Origin of the sequence: Nocardiopsis sp. CNS-639 (genome assembly GCF_000381685.1) — a bacterium.
In the GTDB taxonomy this organism is placed as follows: domain Bacteria; phylum Actinomycetota; class Actinomycetes; order Streptosporangiales; family Streptosporangiaceae; genus Nocardiopsis; species Nocardiopsis dassonvillei.
Genome location: NZ_KB906865.1, coordinates 168,543 through 184,974, shown reverse-complemented (window position 1 = coordinate 184,974; position 16,432 = coordinate 168,543). Strand labels below are relative to the sequence as shown.

At 73.9% G+C, this 16,432-nt stretch carries 14 protein-coding genes; 2 read left to right on the top strand and 12 right to left on the bottom strand.

Annotated features, from left to right (window positions below):
* Window positions 1-96: 96 nt before the first annotated feature.
* The 4 genes from G011_RS0119045 to G011_RS0119030 all read right to left on the bottom strand — a co-directional run bounded on the left by G011_RS0119045 (window position 97) and on the right by G011_RS0119030 (window position 6,330).
* Window positions 97-1,038, bottom strand: coding sequence for a 2Fe-2S iron-sulfur cluster-binding protein (locus tag G011_RS0119045; RefSeq protein WP_019609882.1), 942 nt, complete (start codon window positions 1,036-1,038; stop codon window positions 97-99).
* Window positions 1,035-3,005 (bottom strand): NAD(P)H-dependent oxidoreductase subunit E, encoded by a 1,971-nt coding sequence (locus G011_RS0119040; RefSeq protein WP_019609881.1) that lies wholly within the window; start codon window positions 3,003-3,005, stop codon window positions 1,035-1,037. Before G011_RS0119040 ends, G011_RS0119045 begins: the two co-directional genes overlap by 4 nt.
* A 224-nt stretch (window positions 3,006-3,229) precedes the next feature.
* Window positions 3,230-5,173, bottom strand: coding sequence for a molybdopterin oxidoreductase family protein (locus tag G011_RS0119035; RefSeq protein ID WP_019609880.1), 1,944 nt, complete (start codon window positions 5,171-5,173; stop codon window positions 3,230-3,232).
* Between the two features lie 146 nt (window positions 5,174-5,319).
* Window positions 5,320-6,330, bottom strand: coding sequence for a 2-dehydropantoate 2-reductase (locus G011_RS0119030; RefSeq protein WP_019609879.1), 1,011 nt, complete (start codon window positions 6,328-6,330; stop codon window positions 5,320-5,322).
* Window positions 6,331-6,534: 204 nt separating this feature from the next.
* Here G011_RS0119030 and G011_RS0119025 point away from each other — a divergent pair, with 204 nt between their 5' ends.
* Both G011_RS0119025 and G011_RS0119020 read left to right on the top strand, forming a co-directional pair.
* Window positions 6,535-7,623, top strand: a complete 1,089-nt coding sequence (locus G011_RS0119025) for a molybdopterin-binding protein (RefSeq protein WP_019609878.1) — start codon at window positions 6,535-6,537, stop codon at window positions 7,621-7,623.
* Window positions 7,624-7,690: 67 nt separating this feature from the next.
* On the top strand, window positions 7,691-8,374 hold the full coding sequence (locus G011_RS0119020) for a GntR family transcriptional regulator (protein WP_026338440.1): 684 nt from the start codon (window positions 7,691-7,693) through the stop codon (window positions 8,372-8,374).
* Window positions 8,375-8,408: 34 nt separating this feature from the next.
* On the opposite strand, the gene G011_RS0119015 is transcribed toward G011_RS0119020, so the two are convergent.
* The 8 genes from G011_RS0119015 to G011_RS0118980 form a co-directional block, all read right to left on the bottom strand.
* Window positions 8,409-8,903, bottom strand: a complete 495-nt coding sequence (locus G011_RS0119015; protein ID WP_019609876.1) for a DUF2087 domain-containing protein — start codon at window positions 8,901-8,903, stop codon at window positions 8,409-8,411.
* Window positions 8,904-9,071: 168 nt separating this feature from the next.
* The gene (locus G011_RS0119010; protein WP_019609875.1) at window positions 9,072-9,890 is read right to left on the bottom strand and encodes an HAD family hydrolase; all 819 of its coding nucleotides are present in this window, start codon (window positions 9,888-9,890) and stop codon (window positions 9,072-9,074) included.
* 43 nt (window positions 9,891-9,933) lie between these two features.
* On the bottom strand, window positions 9,934-10,866 hold the full coding sequence (locus G011_RS0119005; protein ID WP_019609874.1) for an STM4011 family radical SAM protein: 933 nt from the start codon (window positions 10,864-10,866) through the stop codon (window positions 9,934-9,936).
* On the bottom strand, window positions 10,863-12,209 hold the full coding sequence (locus G011_RS0119000) for an STM4012 family radical SAM protein (protein WP_019609873.1): 1,347 nt from the start codon (window positions 12,207-12,209) through the stop codon (window positions 10,863-10,865). The genes G011_RS0119005 and G011_RS0119000 overlap by 4 nt, the downstream gene beginning before the upstream one ends.
* Window positions 12,206-13,066, bottom strand: a complete 861-nt coding sequence (locus G011_RS0118995) for an STM4013/SEN3800 family hydrolase (RefSeq protein ID WP_013155106.1) — start codon at window positions 13,064-13,066, stop codon at window positions 12,206-12,208. Before G011_RS0118995 ends, G011_RS0119000 begins: the two co-directional genes overlap by 4 nt.
* A complete protein-coding gene (locus G011_RS0118990) occupies window positions 13,063-14,178 on the bottom strand; it encodes an STM4014 family protein (protein ID WP_019609872.1) in 1,116 nt (371 codons plus the stop codon). The genes G011_RS0118995 and G011_RS0118990 overlap by 4 nt, the downstream gene beginning before the upstream one ends.
* Window positions 14,175-15,200 (bottom strand): STM4015 family protein, encoded by a 1,026-nt coding sequence (locus tag G011_RS0118985; protein WP_019609871.1) that lies wholly within the window; start codon window positions 15,198-15,200, stop codon window positions 14,175-14,177. Before G011_RS0118985 ends, G011_RS0118990 begins: the two co-directional genes overlap by 4 nt.
* A 75-nt stretch (window positions 15,201-15,275) precedes the next feature.
* Window positions 15,276-16,325: an STM4015 family protein gene (locus tag G011_RS0118980; protein ID WP_019609870.1), complete on the bottom strand. Its 1,050-nt coding sequence runs from the start codon at window positions 16,323-16,325 to the stop codon at window positions 15,276-15,278.
* Between the last annotated feature and the right edge of the window lie 107 nt (window positions 16,326-16,432).

The window sequence follows — 16,432 nt, the reverse complement described above, 5'->3', positions numbered from 1 at the left end:
ACCGCCTTCCGGTGTACCTCTGTCCCGGTTCTATCTGATTTCGTCCGGTTTCTCATCTCCGGAGGTGGGCCCGCTCCCGAGCGGGCCCACGGGGGGTCAGCCGCCGCCGCGCCGCTGTACGTGCTGGAAGCCGAACCGGCCCTTGATGCACAGGTTCCCGTGGGTCACCGGGTTGTCGTGCGGCGAGGTGACCTTGACGATCTCGTTCTCCTGCACGTGCAGCGTAACGTTGCAGCCGACCCCGCAGTAGGTGCACACCGTGGTGGTCTCGGTCTGCGCCTCCTCGTCCCAGGTGCCCGCCTCGCGCATGTCGAACTCGGTACGGAAGGACAGGGCGCCGGTGGGGCACACCTCGATGCAGTTCCCGCAGTACACGCAGGCGGAGTCGGGCAGCGCGACGTCGTGCTCGGTGGAGACGCGGGCGTCGAAGCCGCGCCCGGCCACCCCGATGGCGAAGGTGTTCTGCCACTGGTCGCCGCAGGCGTCCACGCACTTGTAGCACATGATGCACTTGGAGTAGTCGCGCACGTACAGGTCGTTGTCCACCTTGGCGGGCTGCTCGACCGTCTCCGCGACCGCGCCGTCGCCGGGCTCGTGGTCGCCCGCGTGGCGGGCGTCGCGCACGCCCAGCGCCGCGGCCTCGGCGCGCGGGCCGAACCGCCCGGGCTCGGCCTCGTAGCGCTCCATCCACCCGTCCACCTCGGGCGTGGTGGACAGGTCCACGGAGGAGCCGAGCAGCTCCAGGACCATCTTGCGGCTGTGCCGCACCCGCTCGGAGTCCGTGGCCACGCTCATGCCGGGCTCCAGCTTGCGCGAGCAGGCGGGGGCGAGCGTGCGCGCGCCCTCCACCTCCACCACGCACACCCGGCAGGCGTTGCGGGGGGTGAGGGTGTCGCCGTAGCACAGGGTGGGGATCTCGGTCCCCTCCCCGGTGCAGGCCTCCAGGATGGTGGTGCCCTCGGGAACGCGCACGGTGCGCCCGTCGATGGTCGCGTCGATCAGCCGCTTGGGCGGGGCCAGGAGTACGGGGACGGTCATCGGGCCTCCTCGGTAGCCGCCCGGGTGCCCGGGCCGGTGCTCTGGTGGGTGTCGTCGGTCGCGTCGAACAGGCCGAGCCGGTCGATGGCCGACTCCACGGCGTTCCACGCGGTCTGTCCCAGGCCGCAGATCGAGGCGTCGCGCATCGCCAGGCCGACCTCGCGCAGCAGGGGCACCTCGGCGGCGGCGTCGCCCCCGGCCCTGATCCGCAGCAGCGACTCCTCCTGGCGCACGGTGCCCACCCGGCAGGGCACGCACTGGCCGCAGGACTCGTCACGGAAGAAGGCCGCCACCCGGACCAGCGTCGCGACCAGGTCGGCGGTGTCGTCCAGGACCAGCACCACCCCCGAGCCCAGGGACGTGCCCGCCGCGCGGGCCCCCTCGAAGGTCAGCGGGATGTCCAGCTCGTCCCCGCGCACGAAGGTCCCGGCCGCGCCGCCGAGCAGGACCGCCTGGATGGTGCGCCCCTCGGGCAGCCCCCCGGCCGCCTCGATCAGGTCGCGCAGGGTGGCGCCGAAGGGCAGTTCGTACAGCCCCGGGCGGCGCACGCCGCCCGACAGGCAGAACAGCTTGGGACCGGTGGACTGGCCGGTGCCCACGGCCGCGTAGGCCGGGCCGCCCATCAGCAGGACGGGCAGCACGTTGACCAGCGTCTCGACGTTGTTCACGGCGGTGGGCTTGCCGAACAGCCCCTTCTCCACGGGGAAGGGCGGCTTGCTGCGCGGCTCGCCCCGCTGCCCCTCGATGGAGCCGAAGATCGCGGTCTCCTCGCCGCAGATGTAGGCGCCCGCGCCGCGCCGGATCTCGATGTCGAAGGCGAAACCCGAGCCCAGGACGTCCGGGCCGAGCAGGCCCCGCCCGCGGGCCAGGGCGACGGCGTTCTCCAGGTGGCGCAGCGCCCGGGGGTACTCGCCCCTGATGTAGAGGTAGCCGGTCCGCGCGCCCACGGCGTACCCCGCGATGGTCATCGCCTCGACGACGGAGAACGGGTCGCCCTCCATCAGGACCCGGTCCTTGAAGGTGCCGGGCTCGCTCTCGTCGGCGTTGCACACCAGGTAGTGCGGGCCGTCCGGCTGCTGGGCGGTGGCCTGCCACTTGCGCCCGGTCGGGAAGGCGGCCCCGCCCCGGCCGACGAGGCCGGAGTCGGAGACCTCCCGGATGACACCGGCGGGGCCCAATCGCAGCGCCTGGCGCAGCGCGGCGTACCCGCCCGCGGCGCGGTAGTCGTCCAGGCTCAGGGGATCGACGGTGCCGATCCGGCGCAGCAGCACGTGGTCGGGGGAGCCCGCGTCGGGTACGGCCGCCGCGGGGTCGGGCTCGGGCGCGGTACCGGGCAGCGGGTCCGCGCCGAAGGTGGTGGAGGGCCGGTGGCCGTTGGTCTTCGGCGCCCCGTTCTCGGGCAGGGCCCGCGCGACCATGGCGTCCAGCGCCTCGGGTGTGGCGGGGGCGGCGACGGCGTACCGGGCGGGGGCGCCCGCCTCCAGGGCCAGGGCCGCGGGGGCGCGCTCGCACATGCCCAGGCACGGGCTCTCGTGCCAGGCCGCCTCCCCGTCGTGGCCGCCGGGCGGGCCGAGGCGCTCGGTCAGCCGGGCGCGCATCCGGTCCGATCCCGCGGCCGCGCAGGCGATGTCGGTGCACAGGTGCACGACCCGGCGGGGCCTGCGGTGCAGGGCGAACATCGCGTAGAAGGAGGCGACGGCGTAGGCCTCCGCCGGGGGGACGGTCAGCCTGCGGCAGATGTGGTCGAGGGCGGGGCGGCTGATCCAGCCCACGCGGTCGTTCACCGCGTGCAGGGCCGGGAGGAGAAGGTCGCGCCGGTCGCGGGCGGAGTGGCCGCCCCGCGCGTAGCGCAGGTCGGCGTCCTGGCGGGTGCCGCCGTCCCAGCCGGACTCGGGCGGCCCGAGCACGCTCTCGACGGCCTCGCGTTCGGCGGTGGTGGGCGTCTCGTCCAGGAATCGCAGGTCCACGCCGTGGTCACCTCATATCGAGTGTAATCCAGATCACAGGATTCTGTATACAGAGAACAGTATGATGGCGGTGTTCGGGTTGACAACCCCTGTAAGCGGTAAGATCGCGTAAGGATGCGTCCGAGCGTTCGGGCCGCGACCGCAGGGCGCTGACCTGGCATGACGGGCCGTGCCGCCGCCGCAGGGGGCTGGGGCGACGGCACGGCCCTCCCTCTTGCCCTCCCTCAGCTCGCGGCGGCGGTCTGGCGGGCGGAGTGCTCCACCCGTTCGATCCGCACGGCGGCGGCCTTGTACTCCGCGGTCCCCGCGATGGGGTCCGTGGCGTCGATGGTCAGCAGCTGGGTGTCCACCTGGTCGGGGAAGTGGAAGGTCATGAACACCAGTCCGGGCCGCATGGCATCGGTGACCGAGACCGGGACCAGCACCGAGCCCCGCCGGGAGGTGACCCGGACCGTCTCCCCGTCGACGACGCCGAGCTTGGCCGCGTCCTCGGGGGACAGGTCCAGCAGCTCGCCCCGGCGCAGCGGCGAGGAGAACCCGCTGGTCTGCACGCCGGTGTTGTAGTCGTCCAGCCGTCGGCCGGTGGTCAGGCGGAAGGGGAAGTCCTCGTCCAGCAGGTCCACCGGCGGCGAGTGGCCCACGATCCCGAACGGCGCGGGTTCGCCGCGCTCGGCGGGGTCCTCCGACCACAGCCGCGCGTGCAGGTAGCTCGGCTCCACGGTGTCCTCGGAGTAGCACGGCCACTGGATGCCGTGCAGCTCGGCCAGGCGCGCGTAGCTCATGCCCCGGTGCATGGGGGAGAGCGATCGGACCTCGTCCCAGATCTCCTCGGCCGAGGGCCGCGTCCAGTCGTGGCCCAGCCGGGTGGCCAGGTCGCACATGATCTCGATGTCGTCGCGGGCGCCCTCCGGCGGGTCCAGCGCCTTGCGAACCAGCTGCACGCGGCGCTCGCTGTTGGTGAAGGTGCCGTCGGACTCGCACCAGGACGCGCTGGCCGGGAGCACCACGTCGGCCAGTTCGGCGGTGCGGGTCAGGAAGATGTCCTGCACGACCAGGTGGTCCAGGCCGCGCAGGCGGCGGGTGGTCTTGTGCGTCTCGGGCTCGGACTGGACGGGGTTCTCCCCGATCACGTAGAGCGTCCTGAGCTCGCGCTCGTCCATCGCCTCGAACATCTGGGTCAGGTTCAGGCCCTTGACGGGCTGGATCTCGCGTCCCCAGGCGGCCTCGAAGGGCGCGCGCACCCGGGCGTCCAGGATGTCCTGGAACCCGACCAGCCGGTCGGGGATGGCGCCCATGTCGCCGCCGCCCTGCACGTTGTTCTGGCCGCGCAGCGGGTTGAGCCCGGAGCCGTACCGCCCCACGTGCCCGGTGAGCAGGGACAGGTTGATCAGCGAACGGACGTTGTCGGTGGCGTTGTGGTGCTCGGTGATGCCCAGCGTCCAGCACATCTGGGCGCGCTCGGCGCGGGCGTAGGCGTGCGCCAGCTCGCGGATGGCCTCGGCGGGCACGCCGGTCTCGGCCTCGGCGGCGGCCAGCGTCCACGGCTCGACCAGCGCCCGGTACTCCTCCAGGCCGGTGGTGGCGCGCTGGACGAAGGTGTCGTTGGCCAGCCCGGCGTGCAGGATCTCGCGGCCGATGGCGTGCGCCAGGGGGATGTCGGTGCCCACGTTCAGGCCCAGCCAGCGGTCGGCCCACTCGGCGGTGGGGGTGCGCCGGGGGTCCACGACGAACAGGCGCGCCCCGCGCCGTACGGCCTTGAGCACGTGCTGGAAGAAGATCGGGTGGGCGAAGCGCGGGTTGCCGCCCCAGATCACGATGAGGTCGGTGTCCTCGATCTCGGTGTAGGAGGAGGTGCCCCCGCCCGAGCCGAAGGCCGCGGCCAGTCCCGCGACGCTGGGCGCGTGGCAGGTGCGGTTGCACGAGTCGACGTTGTTGGTGCCGACGACGACGCGGGTGAACTTCTGCGCCATGAAGTTCATCTCGTTGGTGGCGCGGGCGCAGGAGAGCATGCCGAAGGAGTTGGGTCCGTGCTCGGCCACCCCGCGCCGGAACCCGGCGGCCGCGCGGTCCAGGGCCTCCTCCCAGGAGGCCGGGCGCAGCTCGCCGCCGTCACGGACGAGGGGGCGGGTGAGTCGGGTGAGGGGTGCGGAGGGTTCGTCGGATCGCATGTGGCCTCGCATGGTGTTCGTGGCCGGATTCGTCCGGGCCGCCGGGCGGCGATATTGTGCGGATACTGCATACAGTATTGAGACGGTGTGGGCAAGGGTCAAGGGGCCGATTCGGGCGCCCCCGGGGTTCTGGAGACGGTGATTGTCTAGGCGGCGACGGAGGGCGCCGCGGGCGTGGGGGCGGACGCGTCGAGCATCCGGGCGTTGAGCAGTCCCGCGACGGCGTCCACCGCCCGGAGAGCGGGGGCGGGGGCGCCGGTCAGGTCGGCCAGCTCCACCACGGCGGACAGGATGACGTCCAGTTCCATGGGGCGGCCGCGCTCCAGGTCGTGCAGGGTCGAGGTGCGGTGGTCGCCGGCGCGCTCGGCCCCGGCCAGGCGCCGGTCGATGGAGACGGCGGGGCGCACGCCCAGCCGCGCGGCCACGTCCAGGGTCTCGGCCATCATGGTGCGGGCCAGCTCCCTGGTCGGGCGGTTGCGGCAGATCTGCACCATGGTGGAGCGGCTCAGCGCGCTCAGCGGGTTGAAGACGATGTTGCCCATCAGCTTCACCCAGATGTCCTCGCGCAGGTCCCGCTCGATCGGACACTTGAGCCCGCCCGCCTCCATCGCGGCCTGGAGGTCGCGGCAGCGCCGGGAGGAGGAGCGGTCCGGCTCGCCGATGGAGAACCGGGTCCCCTCGATGTGCCGGATCACGCCGGGTCCGGCGATCTCGGTGGCCGCGTAGACCACACAGCCCACGGCGCGCTCGACCGGTATCGTCCGGCTGACCGCGCCGCCGGGGTCCACGCTCTCGATCCGGTGTCCGGCCAGGGGCCCCTCGATCCCGTGGAAGTACCACCAGGGGATGCCGTTCTGGGCGGCGACGACCATGGTGGAGGGGCCCATCAGGGGACGCAGCAGCGGGCCGCAGGCCGCGTAGTGCTGGGCCTTCAGGCCGAGGATGACGGCGTCCACGGGCCCGACCTCGGTGGGGTCGTCGGTCGCGTGGGGGTGCGCGTCGAAGTCCCCGCGCGGGCTGAGGACCCGGACTCCCCGCTCGCGCAGGGCCCGCAGGTGCTCGCCGCGCGCGATGAGGTGCACGTCGGCCCCGCCCCTGTGCAGCGCGGCTCCCGCGTAGGCGCCGATCGCTCCGGCGCCGAGTACGGCGATTCGCATGAGGACTCCTTTCCATAAAATACTGTATACAGTATGCTTCGGGGCAGCGTTCTTCACCCGACCACAGGGAGAGAAGGAATGCCCGACCCGGTTGCCCCGGAAACTTCTCCGCTTCTTCCCGGAAAAAGCCGCCCGCGCGCACCGCTGCCCTGGACCAGGGCGCGAGAGCTGGCGTGGGCGACCGGCGCCGAGGGTGGACAGCCCATGGCCGAGGAGCCGCTCGACGGCGCCCTCGGTGCCACCCTCGGCGCCGACCTCGTCTCGGCGGTCGACGTCCCGGTGCTGGACAGCGCGGCCATGGACGGGTACGCGGTGGCCGGTGAGGGCCCCTGGACCGTCCTCGGCCGCTCGCTCGCCGGGCGGCGGGGACCCGTCGTCCGCCTGAACCCGGGGGAGGCGGTGGAGGTCGCCACGGGCGCCGTCGTGCCGGAGGGCACCACCGCCGTCCTCCCCTGGGAGCGGGCGGCGGTGTCCTCCGGGCGCGTGCGCGGCGCGGCCGAGACCGGCAGGCACATCCGCCGCAAGGGCGAGACCACCCCCGCCGGGGCGCTGGCCGCGCGCCGGGGCAGCCCCGTCACCCCCGCCCTCCTGGGACTGGCCGCGAGCCTGGGCCTGGACACGCTGCCCGTGGTCCGCCCCGCGGTGCGCGTCCTGGTCACCGGGGACGAGGTCGTGCGCCAGGGGAGACCGCGCCCGGGCACCGTGCGCGACGCGATCGGCCCGCTGCTCCCCGGCCTGGTCGCCTGGGCCGGAGGGCGCTGCCTGCCCCCGCTGGCGGTCGCCGACCGCGGCCGGGACACGGCCCGCGCCCTGGAGGCGTCCGGGCCCTCCGAGGTCGTCGCGGTCTGCGGCTCCTCCTCGGCCGGGCCCGCCGACCACCTGCGCCGGGTGCTCACCGCGCTCGGCGCGCGGATGGTCGTCGACGGGGTGGCCTGCCGCCCGGGGCACCCGCAGGTGCTGGCCGTGCTGCCCTCGGGAACCGTGGTCGTGGGACTGCCGGGCAACCCCGGTGCCGCGCTGGCCGCCGCGCTCACCCTGCTCGTCCCGGTGCTCGCCGGTCGCGCGGACCGGCGCGACCCCGCCCACCTCGGCCGACGGGTCCGGCTCATCGGACCGACCCGGCCGCACCCGACCGACACCCGCCTGGTGCCGGTGCGCGTCAGCCGCGACCTGGCGGTGGAACTGCCCGGCACCGGCTCGGCCGACCTGCGCGCCGCCGCCGTCGCCGACGCCCTCGCGGTCGTGCCGCCCGGCCGCCGGACGGGGCGCGTCGAACTCGTGGAGCTGCGGTGAGGGCACACGCGGCCGCCGCCTTTTGTACACTGTCTACAAAGCCCACGCATCCGGATGGAGCCGCCCTATGTCCCCACAGGGGTTGAACGCCGTGGCGGGACGGGTCCAGCGCCCCGTGCCGCTGCGTGAAGCCGTGTACGAGGCCATCCTCGACCTGATCACCAACCGGTCGCTCTCACCCGGCCAGCACCTGGTGGAGACCGAGCTGGCCCAGACCCTCGGCGTCTCGCGCCAGCCGGTCCGCGAGGCGATGCAGCGGCTCAGCAACGAGGGGTGGGTGGACCTGCGGCCGGGGTACGGGGCGTTCGTGCACACGCCCACCGAGAGTGAGGCCGACCAGCTCCTGGCCGTGCGCGCCCTGCTGGAGACGGAGTCGGCCCGCCTGGCCGCGCAGAACGCCTCGACCGAGCAGATCGCAACGATGCGCGACCTGGTCGCCGCCGGGCGCGCGGCCACCGACCGCGCCGACACCGACGCGGTCGTCCAGGCCAACGCCGACTTCCACCGCACCGTCACCGAGGCCTCGGGCAACCGGGTGCTCGCCGAGCTGGCCGCGCAGGTCGACCGGCGGGTGCGCTGGTACTACGCCCCGGTCGCCCGCGTCCGCGGCGCCGCCTCCTGGGACGAGCACTCCGCCCTCGTCGACGTCATCGAGGGCCGTGACGCGGACGCGGCTCTGCGGCTGATGAGCGAGCACACCGAGCGCACCCGCCGCACCTACCACGAGCAGGTGGACGGCGTGGAGGCCTGAGCCGCCCCGCGCCCGTCCCCTCACCCGCGGCGGCTCAGGCCTCCACGACCCGGTACGCGCCGCCGTCGTCGTCGCGGGTCAGGTAGCCCTCGTCCACGAGGTGGCGGCGCATGGCCGAGTGGTCGTCGCAGCAGGACCGCAGGGCGGCGTTCACCTGCTTCTCGGTGTAGGTCGCCCCGGGGGCGAAGAACCGGTCGGTGATCCGCGCGAACACCCGCAGGCGCAGCTCGCGCCTGGCGGGCAGCGAGCTCAGCCGCCCGTCGTGGAACAGTGCGTCCACCGGATCCCGGCGCGCGGGCCGGTGCTCCTCCAGAGCGGTGGAGAACACCTCCGGCACGCACACCACGCGGCCGTCGTCCTCGCGCACCAGGCCCGCGTCCGAGAGCCGGGCCAGGTTCCGGCGTCCCCGCCCGTCCGCGCGGACCTCCCCGGCGGGCAGCCCCCCGGCTCCCGCGCCGACCACGCGGGCGTAGAGCGCCAGGCGGTCGGGGTCGGCCAGGGAGGAGACGATCTGGGTGGGGTGCGGCAACGGTGAGCCCTTCTCCGGGTAGGTGTGGGGCGACCCTAGGACGCGGCCCCGGGGCGGGTCCAGGCGTTTTCCAGCCCGGTGCCCGGGGCCCGCTCCCTTTGCCGCGACCTTGTACCCGCAGCGAGGTCCGAGCGCCGACAGCGGCTACGAGTACGAGACCATCGCGGTTCAGCGCTCCGCGAGCAGCCGCTCGACCACCCGGCCCACACCGTCCTCGTTGGCTGGCGGGGCCACCCGCAGCCCCAGCGCCGGGTCGAGCAGGTCCGGGTGCCCGCTGGCCATGGCGTACCCCCCGCCCGCCCAGGACAGCGCGGCCAGGTCGTTGGGCATGTCGCCGAAGGCCACCACCTCCTCGGCGGCCACCCCCCACCGCTCGCAGACCATCGCGAGGGTGCTGCCCTTGTTCACGCCCGGCGCGCTCAGCTCCAGCAGGCTGTAGCTGCCGGAGAAGGTCACCTCCGCCAGCGACCCGACCGCCGCCGCGACCGTATCGTGCAGCTCCTCCACCCGCATGTCGCGGGAGCGCACGAGCATCTTGGTGATCGGGGTGGCCCGCCTCAACAGGGTCTCGGTGTCCTCCAGCACCTCGCGCACCCACTCACCGGACAGCCACGGCTCCAGGTGGTAGTCGGCGTCGTGGAAGAAGTCGGTGCCGGTCTCGATGCCGTAGCCGATCCCCGGCAGCTCCGCGTTGACCTTCTCGACCACCGAACGGGCGGTCTCCGGGGAGATGGCGCGTACCAGCGGTTCGTCGCCGGGCACGTGGGCCAGCGAGCCGTTGCCGCAGAGCACGGCGGCGCAGGGGAGCTGCTCGGCGATGTGCTGCGTGGTCCGCGGCGGTCGCGCGGTGGAGACCACCACCCTGACGCCCGCCTCCGCGGCGGCGACCAGCGCCAGCCGGTTGCGTTCGGAGACCAGGCCCCCCGCGTCCAGGAGTGTGCCGTCGAGATCGGTCGCGATAACCCGGGGAAAGACCATGGTGGGCATTATGTCTGTTCCCGGTGACGTTGCGAAACGGTTTCGACCCGTCTCACACGAGCGGGAGCAGGGAGCCGAAGGCCGCCGGGACCCGTTCCACCACCCCGCCCCGGAACACGTCGTACAGGTCCAGGGACTCCAGGTGGACGTAGCCGATGTGGCAGTCGCAGCTGGTCAGCGGGCACGCACGGGGGCCGAGCCTGGCGGCGAACGAGCCGTCGTACAGGTTGCCCATCGGCGTGTCCACGAAGTGGCACCGGCGCACGTCGCCGTCGCCGTTCACGGACAGCACAGTGTCACCGGTACGGCAGGGCAGACCCCGGCTGGGGTGGGGATCGCGGCTGTAGTGGAAGTGGGGGTCCAGGGCCTGCCACAGCTCGGCCTCGGCGTCGGTGTAGGTGCGCCCCTCGGCGGCGTTCACCCACAGGTACACCCGCTCGGGCAGTTCGGCGCGCATCCGCCGGGCCGCCTCGAGGTGCTCCGGTTCGCCGACCACGCCGACGCTGAACCGCACCCCCATCCCGTCCAGCTCGCGCGCCTTGGTCAGGAATCGCTCATGGGTCACCTGACCGGGGTGGTAGGTGGTCCACAGCGCGGCGGTGCCGGTGTCGCAGTCGGCCAGCCAGCCCAGACGGCCGCTCAGGTTGGTCTGGATGGCCACCCGTTCCACGTGCGGCAGGTGGCTGAGCCGGATGATCGCGCTCCGGTACCAGGACCGCACCAGCCCCTCGCCCCACGGGGTGAACAGCACCGAGACCCGGGTGCCGGGGTGCTCCGCCTCCAGCGCGGACACCCAGCCGGTGAAGCGCTCCAGCGCGGCGCGGTCGGCGCGCAGCGTCTCGGGGTTGTCGCGCCGCTTGGCGAAGGGGCAGTACGGGCAGTCGTAGTCGCAGCTGGCCAGCGGGCCGCGGTAGAGCAGGGTCAGGTGCGGCGGGAGCGCGAAGGCCCGGGCCGGGGACGAAGAGGAAGGGGTCACCGCGCTCACCGGGCCTCGTAGTCGGCCATCAGGGCCGCCACCCCGGCGGAGAAGAACATCGGTCCCACCGCGTCGGAGTGCGCGAGCCCCTCCGGGGTCAGCCTCAGCAGGTCCGGCGCGCCGTCCCGCTCCAGCCAGCCGCGCCCGTCGAGCACCGCCAGGGTCGCGGCGAAGTCCTCCTCGGGGCGGGAGCCGAACCGGTCGGTGTAGGCGGCGGTGTCCATCCCCTCCGCGAGCAGCAGCGACTGGAGCAGGTGGCGGCGGCGCCGCTCGTCTTCGTCCATGCGGAACCCCACCTCGGCCCGTCCGAAATCCGCTTGGTCGCGGCTCGTGTAGTCGGCGATGATCGACCGCACCTGCCCCACGCCCACGGCGTAGTCGAAGGAGTAGTGCGCGGCGGAGGTGTAGGATCGCGCCCCGCAGCCCAGCCCCACCATGCCGTCGGTCTGGCAGGAGTGGTCCGGGGCCTGCGTCTTCGGGGCGTCCGCCCGCCGGAACATGCGCATGGACACCTGCTCGTAGCCGCGTTCGCGCAGGTGGTCGCGGCCCTGCCGGTACAGGCCCAGCCGGTGGTCGTCCCACGCGCGGGCTCGGCGGCCCAGCCCGGTGAGCGGGCGCACGTACAGCGGGTACAGGTAGACCTCCTCGGGCTCCCACTCCAGCGCCGTGTCCAGGGAGTAGGCCCAGGTGCGGGCGTCCTGGCGGTCGATGCCGTAGATGAGGTCGAGGTTGAGGTCGGCCGAGGCGTGCTCGCGGATCGCGGCCAGCGCCCGGTCCACCTCGGCGCGCTTCTGCGGACGCCCGGCCGCGTGCGCCTCGGCGTCCAGGAAGCTCTGCACGCCCATGCTGATCCGGGTGGCGCCGCGCGCGTCGAGCACCGCCAGCCGGTCGGGCGTGGCCGTGGCCGGAGAGGTCTCCACCGACACCGGGATCGCCGACAGGTCCACCCCGAAGGCGCGCTCGGTGAGGTCGTAGACCCGGGTGAGCTCCTCGGCGGTCAGGTAGGTGGGGGTGCCGCCGCCCAGGGCGGCCCGGGCGAAGGCGGCGCCCTCCGGAAGCGTCCCGGCCACCGCCTCCGCCTGGCGCTCCAGCGCGTCCAGGTAGGCGGTGACCTGCTCGACCGGGGGAGTGGAGCGGGTGAACAGGTTGCAGAACCCGCAGCGCATCTCGCAGAACGGGATGTGCGCGTACAGCGACAGCGCGCCGACGTCCTCGCCGCGCCACAGGTCGGCGAGCGCGGGGCGCTCGGTGAAGGGCCGGTAGGCGCTCTTGTGCGGGTAGGCGTAGACGTAGGACTGGTAGGGGGAGTCGGCGCGCACCGGTTCGGGGCGCGGGGTCAGGGTGGTGGTCACGCGGTCGCCTCCTGTGCGTCGGCGGGAGCGGTGCGTCCCCGGGGCAGGAACGCGTGGGCGTAGGGGACCGTCCACACGGTCTCGTGGCCGATCCGGTGGCCGGTGTAGCCGTCCTCCCCGTAGGCGGTGCCGTGGTCGGAGCACACGATCGCGAAGCAGGGGCGGCGGGCCGACATCGCGGCCAGCAGCGGCGGCAGGTGCCGGTCCACGTACTCCAGGGCCGCGGCGTGGCTCTCCCGGGTGTCGCCGTCCTCCCGGACGGCCCCGGGCAGGTGGAACCAGTTGGGCTGGTGCAGCGCCGACACGTTGAGCAGCAGGAACAGCGGCTGGTCCGCGGGGCGCTCCCCGGCGATCCGGGCCGCGCACGCCACCTGGTTCTCGAAGGAGCGGGGGTCGGTCACGCCGAAGGACTCCTCCCAGTGGCTCTCGGCGAACATGTCCGGGATGACCGAGCCCACCGCCGACCGCCGGTTGAAGAAGCCCGTGCCCCCCACGCAGGCCGTGTGGTACCCGGCCCGGGCCAGCCCCGAGGCCAGGTCGGGCGCCTCGAAGGTCCAGGTGCCGGGCGCGGTGGACACGCTGCCGGGGAACGCGGCGGCGAACAGGCGCGGGTGCGGCCCGGGGGAGGCGGGGGTGGGCAGGAACCCGGCGAGCATCGCCAGGTGGGAGGCGTAGGTGAAGCTCGCGGGCGCGTGCCTGCGCTCCCACCGCCCGTCCGGCAGCAGCCGGGCCAGGTTCGGGGTGCGTCCCGCCTCGGCCAGCTCGGCGGCAACGTCGTGGCGGAGGGTGTCCAGGGTGAGCAGCAGGATGTCGTGCGTGCCCACCACGGCGTTCATGTCGGGTGCGGTGCTGTTCATACGCTCTCGGGTTCGGGGACGGGGAAACGGCCGGTGGTCAGGGCGTGCAGCTGCTCGGCGTAGGTGTCGCGGCCCTCGTGCAGGACGCCGGGGAGCAGGTCGCCGAAGGCGTTGACCTCGCACACGGCGAACTCCCGCCACCCCGGGGAGGCCAGCAGGTCCACCCCGGCGTACAGGGTGCGCGGGAAGCACGCGGCGGCGGCCTCGGCCGTGGCCATCGCCTGCTCCCAGGAGTGGGGGTCCACCGACTCCCGCAGGGCCGCCAGGTCGCCCCGGGCGTTGCCCAGGTGCAGGTTGGTCATGGGCGAGGACGAGGAGCGCACCACGACGTGGGCGGCCCGGCCCGCGACCACCACCACGCGCAGGTCAACGGTCCTGCCCGCGAACCCCGCCTTGGGCACCCACCGCTCCACGTGCAGGTGGTCGGGGGCCAGGGCGTCCACCACCGCCGCGACGTCCTCCTCGCGGGTGTAGGTGCGCAGCCGCAGGCTGTTGTACAGCTCCACGGAGCCGTCGGCGCCCCGGACCAGGTCGGCCGAGGTGACCGCGCGGACCCGTCCGCCCGAGGCGGTGGCCAGCGCCACCACGCCGGAGGCCGAGGAACCGTGCGCGGGCTTGACGAACACCCTCGGCCAGCGGTGGGCCTCCATCGCCGCGCGCAGCGACGCGTAGCCGGTGACCGGTCCGGGCAGGGCGGGCGGCACCGGCACCCCGGCCGCCGCCAGGCGGGCGTGGCAGCGCCGCTTGTCGCACATGTCCACCAGGTCGGCGGGCTCCTGGAGCAGGGCCGCGCCCGGTGTGGCGCGCACCGCCTCGGCGAGACGGTCCAGCGCGGCCCGGAACCCGGCGTGCTGGTCGCCGGTGCCCTCGGCCCGGTACAGGTCGGGGGTGTGCTCCCAGCCCCGCAGCAGGCGCTCGGTCTCGGCGTCGCCGCCGGGGGAGTCCACCCGGACCAGGGCGTCCCGCGGCAGCTCCACCGGCCCGGCGGCCAGATCGCGCCACGGCACGACCACCGGCCCGGGCAGGCCGAGGGCCCCGGCCGCGGCGTCGAACAGTTCCAGGCGCCGGTGGCCGGGGACCCCGACGACGACCAGAGGCCGTCCCGGGGTCACTCCGCGACCGCGGTGTAGTAGTACGGCTCGCCGCCCCCGTGGGTGTACGGCTCCCGGTGCTCGGACAGGTCCACCTCCACGCCCGGCAGGGCGGCGCGGATCCGCGCCTGCACGTCCTCGGACAGGTAGTGGTGGTGCAGGTCCAGGCGGCGCAGCCCCGCGAACGCGGACGCGGACTCCACCAGGGCCTCTCCGCCCTTGTCGGTGAGGATGCCCAGGGACAGGTCCAGGACGTCCAGGGAGGACACGACGGGGGCCTCGGCCAGGACGGGGACCCACTCGTCCACGTCCTCGGCGTTGCGCAGGCCCAGGTAGCGCAGTTCGGGGAAGGCCTCGCCGGAGAGCACCCGCGCCAGGTCGTCCGGGGTGGTGTCGCCCCGGTACTGCTCGCAGCCCAGCCACAGTTCGAGGTTCTCCAGGGAGGGCAGCGGCGAGGCGGCGACCTCGCGCGAGACCTGGCCGGGCAGGCCGCCGGTCTGGAGTACCAGGGTCCGCAGGCCGGTGTGCTCGGCCAGGGCCAGCTCCAGCTTGCCGTCGCCCAGGTAGGGGTCGCCGGTGCCGCGCACGGTCAGTTCCTCCAGCAGGGGGAACGCCGCCACCAGGGGGGCCAGGTCGGTCTGGTGGATCCAGGAGATCTCGTACTCCTCCTGGAGGATCTCGCCGAAGAACAGCGCCCGCAGCTCGGGGAACGCGTCGGCGCGGGCGATGAGCGCGTCGCGCGGGACGGTCGAGGGCGGCTCCTCCTCGAAGTCGCCCCAGCCGCCGACGATCAGGGCCCGGATCCGGCCGGTGTCCACGGCCGCGAGGAAACGGGCGAAGTAGTCCCCGAAGTCCTCGGCCGGGTAGACCGACGAGACGCGCAGCCGCCACGCCACCGAGCCGGGGTCGGCGATCGCCGCGGCCAGCGCCTCGGGGGACTGGGGCGGGTCCTCGGTGTAGGTGCCGCCCTCCTCGGTGTCGACCGCGGGGAACTCGACCACGGGCAGGCCCGCGAACTCGGTGATGTGGTGGTTGTTCGGCACAGGGGGCTCCTACCTCGGGGTTTCGGGCAGGAACATATCTAGCAGCCCGGAGTGACAGGACGGACGGCGCGGGCCCTACTCGGCGACGGCCGTGTAGTAGCAGGCCGAGTCGTAGTCGAAGTCCTCGTCCTCCCAGTCACTGCCGACCTCGCGCTCGGACAGGTCCACGTCCACACCGGTCCCGGCGAAGGCGGCCCGGACGTGCTCCTGCACGGCCTCGGACAGGTAGTGGTGGCGCAGGTCGAGCCGCTTCAGGTGCGCGAAGGCGGGCGCGGCCTCGACCAGGGCCCGAGCGCCCTTGTCGGTGAGGGTGCCCAGGGACAGGTCCAGGGTGTGCAGGCGGGAGGTGACGGACGCCGCGGCGAGGACCGGGACCCAGTCGTCGGTGTGCTCGGCGTTGCGCAGGCCCAGCGAGCGCAGCGCGGGGAAGGCCTCGCCGGACAGGACCGGGGCGAGGTCCCCCGGGGTCGTGTCGCCCCCGTAGTCCTCCACACCCAGCCACAGCTCCAGGTGCTCCAGGTTCGGCAGTCCGGACGAGACGACCTCGCGGGTGAGCTTCGCGGGCAGTCCGCCGCCCTGGAGGGTGAGGCGGCGCAGCGAGTCGTGCCGGGGCACGTGCAGGCTCATCTCGCCCGTGCCGCGCACCGCGAACTCCGTCAGCCGGGGGAAGGCGGCCAGGACCGGGGCCATGTCGCCCAGCTCGATCCACGAGACCTCGATCTGCTCGAAGGTCACGTCGCAGTAGAAGAGGGAGCGCACCCCGGTCAGGTCCGGCGCCACCTCCAGGAGGGCGCGCTTGAGGGGGTCGGGACACTGCACGGAGAAGGTCTCCCGCATGTCCCCGAGCACGACGGCGGAGACCCGGTCCTGGTCCACCTGCGCGATGAACCGCCGGTAGTCGTCCAGGGGCTCCTCATCGTCGCTGAGGCGCCAGGCCGCCGACCCGGGGTCGGCCAGGGCCGCGGCCAGCGCCGGGGGCGGGTACGGGCCGGGGTCGGTGAAGCTCCCGCCCCGCCACTTCGCCCTCTCACGCTCCTTCTCGGCCTCCCGGGTCCACCCCTCTGAGGAGCGGTACTCCACGACGGGCAGTCCGGCGAACTCGGTCAGGTGGGCGTCGAAGGCCACGGGATCTCCCAGGGGGTGCGACGGGGTGTCGCGTCCATACCTACCAGCGAGCCCCGACAGCCCGGGCCGTCCGTGTCCGGGCGGCCCGGGGCTCCCCGGCGGTTCCC